Source organism: uncultured Pontibacter sp. (assembly GCF_947492645.1).
In the GTDB taxonomy this organism is placed as follows: domain Bacteria; phylum Bacteroidota; class Bacteroidia; order Cytophagales; family Hymenobacteraceae; genus Pontibacter.
In genome coordinates, this window is sequence record NZ_CANLMZ010000006.1 from 624,424 (window position 1) to 637,214 (window position 12,791).

A 12,791-nucleotide genomic window follows, 5' to 3' on the forward strand; every position below is an offset into this window, starting at 1 on the left:
ATACCAATGTGTTAGTTTTTAATTTATTATTATGAGGCTGTACATTTATGGAACGTGTCTCTACCTTTCTTTTTGCTGCCCTGCGTACTGTGAGTTCTAAGCCCTGACCATCATGAAAACTTAACCGATAAACAGAGTCATCAGGGAAGCTTATACTTGATGAAGTGATAATAGAGAAAGTACCCTTGTAACGTGAAGGCACCTTAAGTACTTTCAAGTGATTAATAATTTTGGATAGGAAGTGTTGAAGCAGGAAGTATGGGTTATAGGTACTTATTGCCAGATGCACAGTAATGCCCTGCAGCGAGGATGCTGAGGTATTAGGTTAAGTATAATTTTGGAAGAAGAAAATATTGACTTAACGAAGGCTTTATTCTACATGCCTACTTATACTTGTTGTTACACCTGAAGAAAATTTGCTGTATTGCTGTAGATGAAAGTATAAATTATTAGAGCATCATAAAACGCTGCCGTTAGCTTGTTCCATATAAAGTATGATATGAAAAGCTGTAACCAAGCATTTAAAGTTTAAAGTGAGCAAACTACGCCTCTTTTTTACAAGTATAAAAATTTCAGTTTAGTCTCTGCACATGATCAGTTTACGTTTTGGCAGATGCAATAAACTTAAGGTGTATGTATTCTTAAAACTTCTATTCCGTTTCTGTAAGGTTGTTTTTACCTAATTTAAACGTCCTGATTATCTCAAGCATCTTAATCAATGTGTTTGAGTCGAAGAACAGGAACAAAGGAAGTTCTACACTCTTGGAGTTATGTGTAAAGCGGGTGAGCACGGTGAATACCAAGGGCTTAAAAAGCGGATTCTCCACTAGTATCTCTTTAAGAGAATCAGCAATATGAGATTTAGGAGCTTTAGGCGGAGATCCATAAATATCTGCTTTCAGAATATTTGCTAATTGTGTAACCAAGGCTCCTGTAATTATATTACTGATTTCAAGTAAAAGCGACTCCTGCATTACAGACAATTCACCTTTATTTACATCCAGCATACTCAGGCAAACTTCCGATAAGCGCACGATATGTTCATCCGAAAACAGCATTAAGGTAGCCCCATTAAAGTCCCCTTTTATGTCAGACTGGATAATATTATGTGTATCAGCGTAATGAGAAACCAGCTGAAGCAAATTACTAAGTTCTATCAACTCAATATCCGGAACTTTAAGCAGAACCTTATCTTTGGCTATCGCAGCAAAAGAATCGGCTGCTCTAGCGAGACCAATGTTTAAAATCTCTTTTATAATGTCCCTCTCTAGTTCAGAAATTTGAGGTTCAATCATGGTTTCTGTTTTATTTAATTGATGCTCCATCGCCTCGAGCCTTATCTTTTTTGGATAAAGTAACGGGTAATAGCCGGCACATCAAGTACCAGGCATACTTTGCCAGTTCCTAAAAGCGTCACGCCACCATACAGGTCAATTTTATCAAGTGGCTTACTTAGTGCCTTCACCACGATATCCTGCTGCCTGTATAGTTTGTCTACAATCAACCCAAGCTTTCTATTGTTGTAAGAAACTACCACAATATTCTGTACTTGTCCTTTAAGCCGGGTCTTGTCTCCGAGTTTCATTGTCGCTTCGTCAGCATTTAAAAGCTCATTCAGGTAAACTACCGTCACGGTCTCTCCTTTTAAGTCGGCAACCATAACATCACCAACTTCATGTAATTCGTCTTTGTCGAGTGCCAGTACCTGCTCGGTGTGTATAAGCGGGATGGCATAGAAAATATTATCAACCTCAAATAGTAAGGCTCCTTTAACGGCAATTGATGTAGGTAAATGTAACGTAAAGGTGGTGCCCTGCCCTAATTCAGAATCTACGTGCAACCTTCCGCCAATCGAATCGATGGCATTTTTAACTACATCTAAACCAACCCCTCTACCAGAGTATTCTGTTACTTCTGCTGCAGTAGAGAAACCAGGCTCAAACAGAAATGAGAAAACTTCAGAATCTGGCAATCCATCAGCCAGTTCAGCAGATACAAGGTTTTTCTTTACTGCAGTTTTGCGTACCTGCTTCAAGTCAATTCCTTTGCCGTCATCTTTCAGTTTAATTACCACATTATCTCGATCGTTTTGGGCGCTAAGTATAAGCAAACCAGCATTGGGCTTATTACTTTTTGCGCGTTGCTCTGGCTTTTCAATGCCATGAGTAATGGCATTTCTTACCAGGTGCAGCAACGAGTCGGTTATAATCTGAAGTATATTCCTGTCAATTTGTATATCCTGGCCACTAAGTTCCAGGTTTATGTCCTTATGCTCGGCAAATGCAATGTCACGCACGATTCTCGGAAATTTATTAAATAAAGTACCGATGTTAACCAGGCGGGCATCCATAACGCTGTACTGCAACTCCTCTGTAATGCGGTACAGGTGCGAACTCACCGTTTTAAGGTCATCGTTGTTCAATTCCTTGCTCAACGACATAATCCTGTCTCTGTCAATGATCAACTCTCCGACGAGGTTTAGCATGTGGTCCAGTTTCTTAATCTGAATGTAAATCAGATCTGAAAGCGACAGGTTTTTACTATTGGTGAAACGCTGCACCTTCGCCAGCTCTATTGTGCTGTCAGAAAGGTTATCTACAATAATGTCGAGGTTTCTCAGCAGAACAGGATCAGGCTCAACAGGTGTTGGGTTATCAATGCCTGAGATAAGATCACCCAACATATCGATGCCATCAAAAAGCACCGTTACCACCTCGTCGCTGAACTGCAGCTCTCTGTTTCTGATGAGGCTAAAGGCGGTTTCAAGCTTGTGTGATAAATCCGATATTTGCAGGTAACCAATGGCTTTAGCGTTAGCTTTCAGGTTGTGGAGCAAACGGAAAATCTCCGCCAGAACACGATCATCCTGCGGCTGCTTTTCCAGTTCGCTGATATGCCTGTTTAAAGAGTCAAAGTACTCTAGTGCCTCAGCAATAAATATTTCCTTGTATTCCTGTTCTCTCGATTTCATGCAACGTTGTCCGAAGACCCAGCCCCAATAGCTTTATCTGCTTCTAACTTCAATAGTTCCAGGTTTTATAATAATCTGAAAACCGAAATCAGACGCTTTAAAATAGTGTTATTTAATTACTCTTCTAGTGCTTTGTTTACCGCCTCCAGCACTTTTTCTTCTGAGAATGGCTTAACTATATAGGATAAAGCTCCATACTCAAGTGCCTCATTTACAATAACCTCCTGCCCTACAGCGCTAACGATAATAACTTTCATGTCTGGTTGGTCCTTCTTTATACCTTTCAGTACATCTAAACCGGTATTATCCGGAAGTATAACATCCAGCGTAATCAAATCCGGATTCGTTTCTTTAGCCAGTTCAAGCGCCGTTTGGCCATTAGGGGCTTCGCCCACCACTTCATAGCCTGCATCTGTGAGCATGTTCTTTAGCATGGTGCGCATGTAGAAAGAGTCATCTACAATCAGTATCCTTTTCATACTTTATTTTTCCTTTTTTAGTCGATTACTTACCGGTAAGCTGTTTTATCTCATCGCTGGATAATATTCGGAGCATGTCTAGCACAATTATCAGCCGATTATCTACCTTGGCGATTCCCTCAATGTAATTATCCTTAATGTTAGTGTCCTGTAAAAAGGATGGTGTCCTGTCTATTTTCGACATTGGCAGATTAAGTGACTGAGGAACCTCTTTTACCACAACTCCTATACTATACTCTTTGGCTTCGATTACCAAAGTATAAGTTGTATTGGGCTGCATGCTGTCTGTCATGGGTTCGGGCCTGATGCTAAATCGCTTTTCCAAGTCTACAATAGCTATGATATCACCGCGTATATTGGCTACCCCCTGTACAAACTCAGGTGTGCGTGGCATACGGGTTATAGTAGGCGTTACTGTAACTTCCTTTACCTGTTCAATTTTGATAGCATAGTACTCAGTACCAAGTTTAAAGACTATGAGATGCACCTTTTCTTCCTTACCTGGTGCATCATTGGCGGCAGGTTGGGCTGGCGCAGTATTTGTCTCAGTTACAGCTTCAGGGGTATTGGCAGCAGGCTCAACAGCCTCTGCCTTTTTGATATTCTTAGCCATTACTTAGAGTTTTGTTCTCCTCCTGTTCTTGGGTTGCTACCGGGTTTAGTTTTTGTTGCAAGCCGCTTATTTCCGGTAGATACTCTCTCTGATTTAGATTGCACAGGGATAGACATCATCCGACGGTTTTTGGAGTTGAAAATCAAGTTACCGTCAATCAGTTTAAATGCTGAAATACTGATCTGCAGGTCTGCAGCGATATCGTTCAGGTTCTGAGAAGATGATGTAAGTGCCTGCATCGAAGCTGACAATTGTTTTGCTGTACTTGCAACTTGCTGTGTACCCGAAGCTGTCTGCTCAGCGATGGCAACCACTTCTTCCACATACTTCACTACGTCGCCGATAGATGATTTCTGTACTTCGGTAGCTGTTAGGATATCCTGTGCAGTACGTAAAGTTTCACCACTTGAAGCTGCAATGTTTTTAAAGGCTCCGGAGGCTTCGAAAGTGGCGTTTTTACCTTTCAATACGCGTCCTTCCATGGTTGAAATCGCCATCGCAGCAGACGCTGTATCTTTCTTAACATCATCAACTAACGTAGAAATTTCGCTTGCTGATTTACGGGAGCCTTCTGCCAGTTTCCTGATTTCTTCGGCAACAACCGCAAAACCTCTACCCGCTTCGCCGGCGCGTGCCGCCTCAATGGCAGCATTCAATGCAAGCAAGTTTGTTTGAGCGGCAATATCTGTAATTACACCAAGAGACTTTGATATCTCCTGAGAACGCGTGCTCAATACTTCGATTGTTTTAGATGTAAGGGAAGCAGAACTTGATATTTCTTCCATGTTCTTTACCACCTCCGCAACAGTTTTAAGACCAAGCTGAGAAGTTTCCTCACCTACTTTTGCAGACTTGTTCACTACTTCTGCTCTGTTGGCTGTTTCCTTCGTAGCTTTCATGATTTCCTCAATCAACTTAAAGGCTTGATCGGTTTTAAGCGCTTGATTTTGAGCACCTTCGGCCATTTGCTGCATTGCAAGTGCAACATCTAGTGTTACGCGGTTCATATCTAAACCACGAGAAGCCATTTCCTCAGAAGAGCTTCCAACAACCAGGGACGAGTCGTTTATCTCACCGAGCAGGGAGTTAAGATTATCAACAGCAAGGTTAAGCGCATTAGCCATGTCAAGGATATCTCCTGCTGTCTGAGTTTCAACTTTTTGAGTTAGATCACCTTCCGATATTGCTCTTACTACGCGTGATACTTCCAATACCGGCGTCACAATAGACTCGAGCAAGTCATTTAGTGTATCTACTAGTTCTTTCCAGCTGCCACCTACACCTTGTAGAGTAGCACGTTCTGTTAATTTACCTTCGATACCAGCAACTCTTGCCACGCGGCTTACCTCGCCAGCAAGTCTGTTCAGGTCCACCACCATGGTGTTGATTGTTTCAGCAAGTTCAGCAACTTCGCCTCTTGCCTCCAGGGTTAGTTTTTGGGTTAGGTCACCCTTTGATACGGCTGTTACTACCTTCACAATACCACGTACCTGCGTTGTCAGGTTAGATGCCATGGTGTTTACGTTGTCGGTCAGGTCCTTCCAAACACCGCCTACGTTCGGCACCGTTGCCTGGCCACCCAGTTTACCCTCTGTACCCACCTCAAGTGCCACACGCGTTACCTCACCTGCGAAGATGTTGAGTGAGTCAACCATGCGGTTAATGTTTTCTTTAAGTTCGCCAAGCTCACCTTTCACATCCACAGATACTTTCTGGGTAAGGTCTCCTTTGGCAACGGCAGTTGCTACCGCGGCAATGTCACGTACCTGGCTGGTAAGGTTTGAGGCCATGGTGTTCACATTGTCGGTGAGTTCTTTCCAGGTACCTCTTACTTTAGGCACATTGGCCTGACCACCCAGTCTTCCCTCGGTACCCACCTCGCGGGCAACTCGGGTAACCTCATCAGCAAAGATGTTGAGCGAGTCTACCATCTGGTTCAAGTTTTCCTTCAAATCAAGAATCTCACCACGTGCCTCAACGGATACTTTCTGTGTCAGGTCACCTTTAGCAACAGCGGTTGCAACTTTAGCAATATCCCTCACCTGAGAGGTAAGGTTAAGTGCCATGTAGTTTACGTTCTCTGTCAGGTCTTTCCAGGCACCGCCAACATTTGGCACATTGGCCTGGCCTCCTAGTTTACCTTCAGTACCTACCTCGCGGGCCACTCGCGTTACTTCATCACCAAATATATTTAGCGAGTCCACCATCTGGTTCAGGTTTTCCTTTAGGTCTGCCATTTCTCCGCGTGTCTCTACTGTAATTTTCTGTGTCAGGTCGCCTTTTGCCACCGCAGTTGCCACATTGGCTATACCTCTTACCTGTGTTGTCAGGTTGGATGCCATGGTGTTCACGTTGTCGGTCAGGTCTTTCCAAACACCTCCTACGTTCGGCACCGTCGCCTGGCCGCCTAGTTTACCCTCGGTACCCACCTCACGGGCAACTCGGGTTACCTCACCTGCAAAAATGTTGAGCGAGTCCACCATTTGGTTAAGGTTCACTTTTAACTCAGCCATCTCTCCTTTTACATCCACAGACACTTTCTGAGTCAAGTCGCCTTTGGCCACCGCAGTTGCCACGTTAGCTATATCTCGCACTTGGCTGGTAAGATTCGCAGCCATGGTATTTACATTATCCGTCAGGTCTTTCCATACACCCCCTACATTTGGTACTGTCGCCTGGCCGCCCAGATTACCCTCGGTACCTACTTCGCGGGCCACACGGGTTACCTCGTCAGCGAAGATGTTGAGCGAGTCCACCATCTGGTTCAGGTTCTCTTTCAGATCGGCTAGCTCACCACGTACATTAACTGTTATTTTTTGGCTTAGATCGCCTTTTGCCACCGCAGTTGCTACGTTGGCAATGTCGCGCACCTGGCTGGTAAGGTTACCGGCCATCAGGTTCACGTTATCAGTCAGTTCTTTCCAGATACCTGCTACGTTTGGTACGTTTGCCTGGCCGCCAAGTATACCCTCGGTACCAACCTCTCGTGCCACACGCGTTACTTCCGCACCAAATACATTCAGTCTGTCCACCATGGCGTTCAGGATGTCTTTCAACTCTCCCAGTTCGCCTTTCACGTCAACAGATACTTTTTGTGTTAAATCACCTTTTGCCACGGCGGTTGCTACATTGGCAATGTCACGCACCTGGCTGGTAAGGTTACCGGCCATCAGGTTCACGTTGTCGGTCAGTTCTTTCCAGGTTCCCTCAACATTTGGCACATTTGCCTGTCCGCCCAGTTTACCCTCGGTACCAACCTCTCGTGCCACACGGGTTACTTCACCGGCAAATACGTTCAGGGAGTCAACCATCTGGTTGATGAAGTTTTTCAACTCGGCCATCTCTCCCTTTACATTTACAGTAATTTTCTGGGTTAGATCACCTTTTGCAACAGCAGTAGATACGTTGGCAATGTCGCGCATTTGCGAGGTAAGGTTGCTGGCCATCGTGTTCACGTTGTCCGTTAAGTCTTTCCATACACCACCAACGTTAGGCACTTTTGCCTGTCCACCTAAACGACCTTCGGTACCTACTTCACGTGCAACACGTGTTACCTCATCTGCAAATACGTTCAGGGAGTCAACCATCTGGTTCATGTTGTCCTTTAACTGGGCAAATTCACCGCGTACATCCACCGAAATCTTCTGAGCCAGGTTTCCTTTCGCAACCGCAGTTGCTACACTAGATATGTCTCGTACCTGCAAAGTTAGGTTAGAGGCCATGGTATTCACATTATAGGTCAGGTCTTTCCATACACCGGCTACGTTTGGAACAGAAGCCTGGCCACCCAATTTACCCTCGGTACCCACCTCAAGTGCCACACGCGTTACCTCACCTGCAAAAAGGTTTAGATTATCGATGGTGCGATTAATGGTTTCGGCCATCACTTTGAAGTCACCGGAAACCGGAATCTGGAATGTCTCATCCAGGTTACCGCGCGAGATGTTTTTAAGAACCTTGCCCACCTCTAATACCGGAACTGCAATCGAATCAACAAGACCATTAATATTATTGATCATATCCTTCCAGAAACCGGATGCACTTTCAGCAGAAGCCCGGGCTTTTAAGTTTCCCTCTACTCCGGCAACTTTAGAAATACGAGATACTTCGCCACCTACACCACCGATCATTTCCACCATCGAGTTATAGGCTTCAGCTATTTCGGCAAAAATGTCGTTGTTTTGTTTTGTAAGGCGAACGGAAATATCCCCTTTCTTGAAGGCATCGAGAGCATAAAGCACTTTATTTAGCTGCTCACTAATATACTCAGGGTTGTTAGGCAGAATTTGCTTTTTATTTCCCCGCTCTTTCACATTGCCCGGCACATCTGGCAAGTTTGGCATTTTACCTGCAGCTTTGTCAGCGATAGTTTGCGTTTTCTGGTCCATCTCATTTACCTTGGCTACAGGGCTTTCTTCATCTACCTTTGCTTTGGTAACAGAAGCCTTTTCGGGTTTGGCTTCCACATCACTAATAAGCTTATCTTTACTCAGCTTCAAGTTTTTACCTAAGGCCATAAATTTGTTGGTTGGATTGAGTGTATGTCGAACAGGGCACGTGAATCCCTGGTTGATGCTTTTTATATAGTTGCAATATACTTAATTAAAATAAATACTGTCGCGTAGTGTTTTATACTTAATCTGATGAGAGAAACTCTTCTGAAAGTGCTTGGTAATCTTTCGCACCATTAGAGTTTGGATCATAATCTAAGATACTTTTACCGAAAGACGGAGCCTCAGCCAGTTTAACATTCAACCTGATTTGGCTTTTAAATATCTTTTCCTCCACATTCTCCTGTAGGTAATGCAGCACTTCCAAACTCAACTTTCTGCGCATATCAAACATCACCACTACGATACCTTTTACCTTAAGTTTCGAATTGAACGCTTTTTTTACTCTGTCAACTGTTTTGGTTATCTGATCAAGCCCTTGCAAAGTGAGTACTTCCATTTGTAAAGGGATGAGCACCTCATGGGCAGCGGTTAACGCATTCAGAGTAAGCACAGACAAGGATGGCGGACAGTCAATCAACACATAATCAAAGCCTTTGGTATCTGAAAGTATATTTTTAAGAAATGATTCGCGGCTCTTCTCTGACACTAAAGATATCTCGATATCGACCAGATCATTGGAGCCAGGAGCCACCCACAGCCCATCTTTCTCAACTAAGATATCCTTCAAATTTTTTGCACCCAAAAATACGTCTGCTAGTGTGCCATTGCTCCCAGGTATAGCAAGCGAGTAGGATAAATTGCTTTGCGGATCTAGGTCAATCAACAATACTTTTTTACCACTTTTGCTTATAGCACTACCTAAGTTAATGGTTGTAGTAGTCTTTCCGGTGCCGCCTTTTTGATTAATGACAGCTACAACAGTAGTCTTCATGCAGGTTAAGATATAGCTGGTTTACTTTACCAGTCAGTATAAATATTTATAAAGCTAGGAAAATATAAGCTTACTGGAAAGTATAAAAACCACAATTGATGTGTATTTTTATACTGGATGATTTGTTGCTGTTGAGAGTGTGCCTGTTGTGAAAAGTATATCCTCCCAGGTTTCGAGTTCGATTTCGATGGCAGCCACCTGTGCTGTGTCAAGGTAACCGATCATCTTGTCAGTTAATTGTCGAACCAATCTCGTTACACCAGGGTTATGCCCAACTAATAAAACAGTTTTAGTATTTAAATTTATCTCGCTCAGGCTCTGCAGCAGTTGCTGTTCTTTGGCGTTATATAAATCGGGTTGATACGCTATCTGCTCTTCATCGAAGTATAGTTTGGACGCAATTAAACGTGCCGTATAACTCGCCCTTTTTGCCGGGCTAGCTATGATCTTATCTACTTTCCCATAATTTTCGCGTAGCCATACACCAGTATCGCGTGCTTGTTGTGCACCCATAGAAGTTAATTCGCGTTCAAAATCGGGTTGTAGCGGATAAGGGTCTTCGGATTCTGCGTGTCTGCAAATAAGTATTTTACGTTGCATATAAGTGGCGGATATGTTCGTAGAGATGCAAATAAGTATATTTATGAATCTAATTTAACTAAAAATCTTCTGCAGTTAAACCTATGATATACGGATCAGGTTTTAATTGTTTGAAAAATTATTTGAACTTTGGGCAAATTTCGGCCAAACTTGCCTGTAAATATTTAGGATGATAAAAAACTTAATAATAGTAGAGTCGCCAGCAAAGGCTAAAACAATCGAGGGGTATTTGGGTAAGGATTATGTGGTAAAATCCAGTTACGGCCACGTACGCGATTTACCTAAAGATAATAATGCCATAGATATAGCCCACGGTTTTAAGCCTACATATGTTGTATCAAGCGACAAACGAGAAGTAGTTTCACAATTAAAAAAACTTGCCAAAGAAGCCGAAATTGTATGGCTTGCATCGGATGATGACCGCGAAGGAGAGGCAATTTCGTGGCACCTGACCGAAGCTCTAAACCTAAACAGCGAGAAAACCCGTCGCATTGTTTTCCGCGAAATCACTAAAAATGCCATCATCAATGCAATTAGCTCTCCGCGTGGCATTGATATGGACCTTGTAAACGCACAGCAGGCTCGCCGAATACTAGACCGTATTGTAGGTTTTGAGTTATCGCCGGTACTCTGGAAGAAAATAAAAACAGGTTTATCGGCTGGGCGCGTACAGTCTGTAGCTGTACGTTTGGTAGTTGAGCGCGAAAGAGAGATCGACCGCTTTAAGCCAGAGGCTTCTTTTAGGATTACAGCCAATTTTGATGTACAAGGCAAAACCCTGGAAGCTGAACTCCCAACAAAGTATAAAACAGAAGAAGAAGCTCAAGCATTTTTGCAACGATGCTTAGGAGCTGACTATACAATTGAGAACCTCGAAAAGAAACCTTTAAAGCGCACGCCAGCGCCTCCTTTCACAACTTCTACCCTGCAGCAGGAAGCAAGCCGCAAGTTATACTTCTCAGTAGCTCAGACCATGAGCATAGCACAGCGCCTATACGAGTCAGGTAAGATCTCTTATATGCGTACAGATTCTGTTAACTTATCTGAGGAGGCTATACAAGGCGCTACAAGAGAGATAAACAGTTCTTTTGGGGAAAAGTTTGTGAAGCAGCGCCGCTTTAAAACTAAATCGGCATCGGCACAAGAAGCACACGAGGCAATCAGGCCTACTGATTTCTCACAAATGACGGCAAGCTCAGACAGAAACGAACAACGCTTGTACGAGCTTATCTGGAAACGAGCAATCGCGTCTCAAATGGCTGATGCTGAAATTGAGAAAACGACGGTTACTATTGGTATCTCCACTCAAGCAGACCAAAAGCTTCAGGCAACCGGAGAGGTGATAAAGTTTGAAGGCTTCCTGAAAGTATACATTGAATCTAAAGATGATGAAGAAGCGGCTGATGAAGATGTAAAAGGAATGCTGCCACCGTTAAGCATTGGCCAGCAGATTAGCCTGCGCCAAATGTTAGCAACACAGCGTTATTCTCGTCCGGCGGCTCGTTACACAGAAGCAAGTCTGGTAAAAAAGCTAGAGGAAATGGGAATTGGCAGACCATCTACCTACGCCCCTACTATCTCTACTATACAAAAACGTGGCTATGTAGAAAAAGACAGCCGCGAAGGGAAAGAGCGCGCTTATAGAGTACTTACTTTAAGGAACGATCAGATAACAGGCCAGGAAAAAACTGAGATAACTGGTGCGGAAAAGGCTAAATTGTTTCCTACTGACATGGCCATGGTGGTAAATGATTTTCTTGTAGAGCATTTCCCTAACGTAATTGACTACTCGTTTACTGCCCGTGTTGAAGCTGAATTTGATGAAATTGCGCAAGGCCAGAAAGAGTGGGAAAAGATGTTGGACCAGTTTTACGGCAAATTCCATCAGCGCATTGAATCAAGTGAAAACATATCACGAGCAGATGTATCAGGTGCGCGTGAAGTGGGAGTTGACCCAGCAACTGGCAAAACAATAATTGCTAAACTTGGTAGATTTGGCCCTTACGTACAACTAGGGGAAGAAAACCCTGAAACCGGAGAAAAGCCATTGTATGCAAGTCTTCGTAAAGGCCAGTTTTTGGAAACAATAACCTTAGAGGATGCTCTCGAGTTATTTAAATTACCACGCATAGTAGGTACTTTCGAAGAAAAAGAGATGACTGCCGCCATAGGCCGCTTCGGCCCCTATATCCGCCACGAAGGTAAATTCTACTCTTTACCGAAAACGCTGGATCCACTACAAGTTACAGCCGAAGAAGCTGTGGAGTTGATTCAAGCTAAACGCAAAGCGGATGCAGAGAAAATGATTAAAACATTTCCTGAAAATCCAGATGTGCAAATATTAAATGGCAGATACGGCCCATATATTATAGTAGGGAAAAAGAACGTCAAAATACCAAAAGGCAAAGAGCCACTAGACCTTACACTACAAGAATGTCTAGACCTAGCAGAGGCTACTCCAGAGAAGAAAGGTCGTGGTGGCTTTAAGAAAAAAGAAGCCGCTACTCCAGCAACAGCTAAAAAATCAGTTGCTAAACCTAAGGCTACTAAAAGCACTAAAGCAGCTCCAAAAAAAGCTGCTAATAAATAACTTAGAGCAAGTATGGATTAATTAAAAATCCATACTTGCATTACTAATCCTAAAATTAAAAAATATTTTTTGGCAGCCCTATTGCGGTTAAAAAAACAGCTAGTATATTTGCACCACAATTAGACAGAACGGCCCGTTCGTCTAGGGGTTAGG

Annotated in this window: 8 protein-coding genes; 1 reads left to right on the top strand and 7 read right to left on the bottom strand. The window is 43.4% G+C overall.

The features are described from left to right. Positions 1-650: 650 nt before the first annotated feature. The 7 genes from Q1A23_RS09310 to Q1A23_RS09340 all read right to left on the bottom strand — a co-directional run bounded on the left by Q1A23_RS09310 (position 651) and on the right by Q1A23_RS09340 (position 10,048). Positions 651-1,325 (bottom strand): chemotaxis protein CheC, encoded by a 675-nt coding sequence (locus Q1A23_RS09310; RefSeq protein ID WP_299822271.1) that lies wholly within the window; start codon positions 1,323-1,325, stop codon positions 651-653. Between the two features lie 11 nt (positions 1,326-1,336). Beyond that, entirely contained in the window at positions 1,337-2,971 is a 1,635-nt protein-coding gene (locus Q1A23_RS09315) for a chemotaxis protein CheA (RefSeq protein WP_299822273.1), read from the bottom strand. Positions 2,972-3,087: 116 nt separating this feature from the next. Next, positions 3,088-3,450 carry a response regulator gene (locus Q1A23_RS09320; RefSeq protein WP_299822275.1) on the bottom strand — a complete coding sequence of 121 codons (363 nt, stop codon included), beginning with the start codon at positions 3,448-3,450 and terminating at the stop codon, positions 3,088-3,090. A 25-nt stretch (positions 3,451-3,475) separates the two neighbouring features. Further along, positions 3,476-4,063, bottom strand: coding sequence for a chemotaxis protein CheW (locus Q1A23_RS09325; protein ID WP_299822277.1), 588 nt, complete (start codon positions 4,061-4,063; stop codon positions 3,476-3,478). Next, on the bottom strand, positions 4,063-8,562 hold the full coding sequence (locus Q1A23_RS09330; RefSeq protein WP_299822279.1) for a HAMP domain-containing protein: 4,500 nt from the start codon (positions 8,560-8,562) through the stop codon (positions 4,063-4,065). The genes Q1A23_RS09325 and Q1A23_RS09330 overlap by 1 nt, the downstream gene beginning before the upstream one ends. 136 nt (positions 8,563-8,698) lie before the next feature. Further along, positions 8,699-9,448 (bottom strand): ParA family protein, encoded by a 750-nt coding sequence (locus tag Q1A23_RS09335; RefSeq protein WP_299822281.1) that lies wholly within the window; start codon positions 9,446-9,448, stop codon positions 8,699-8,701. Positions 9,449-9,556: 108 nt separating this feature from the next. After that, positions 9,557-10,048: a histidine phosphatase family protein gene (locus Q1A23_RS09340; protein WP_299822282.1), complete on the bottom strand. Its 492-nt coding sequence runs from the start codon at positions 10,046-10,048 to the stop codon at positions 9,557-9,559. 169 nt (positions 10,049-10,217) lie between these two features. On the opposite strand from Q1A23_RS09340, the gene topA reads away from it, so the two are divergent. Further along, positions 10,218-12,638, top strand: a complete 2,421-nt coding sequence (gene topA, locus Q1A23_RS09345; RefSeq protein WP_299822283.1) for a type I DNA topoisomerase — start codon at positions 10,218-10,220, stop codon at positions 12,636-12,638. Positions 12,639-12,791: the final 153 nt, after the last annotated feature.

What these genes read in the sequence shown, in the direction of transcription:
- topA (WP_299822283.1), top strand. Translation starts at nt 10,218, where the DNA reads ATGATAAAAAACTTAATAATAGTAGAGTCGCCAGCAAAGGCTAAAACA.
- Q1A23_RS09320 (WP_299822275.1), bottom strand. Translation starts at nt 3,450, where the DNA reads ATGAAAAGGATACTGATTGTAGATGACTCTTTCTACATGCGCACCATG.
- Q1A23_RS09310 (WP_299822271.1), bottom strand. Translation starts at nt 1,325, where the DNA reads ATGGAGCATCAATTAAATAAAACAGAAACCATGATTGAACCTCAAATT.
- Q1A23_RS09340 (WP_299822282.1), bottom strand. Translation starts at nt 10,048, where the DNA reads ATGCAACGTAAAATACTTATTTGCAGACACGCAGAATCCGAAGACCCT.
- Q1A23_RS09325 (WP_299822277.1), bottom strand. Translation starts at nt 4,063, where the DNA reads ATGGCTAAGAATATCAAAAAGGCAGAGGCTGTTGAGCCTGCTGCCAAT.
- Q1A23_RS09335 (WP_299822281.1), bottom strand. Translation starts at nt 9,448, where the DNA reads ATGAAGACTACTGTTGTAGCTGTCATTAATCAAAAAGGCGGCACCGGA.
- Q1A23_RS09315 (WP_299822273.1), bottom strand. Translation starts at nt 2,971, where the DNA reads ATGAAATCGAGAGAACAGGAATACAAGGAAATATTTATTGCTGAGGCA.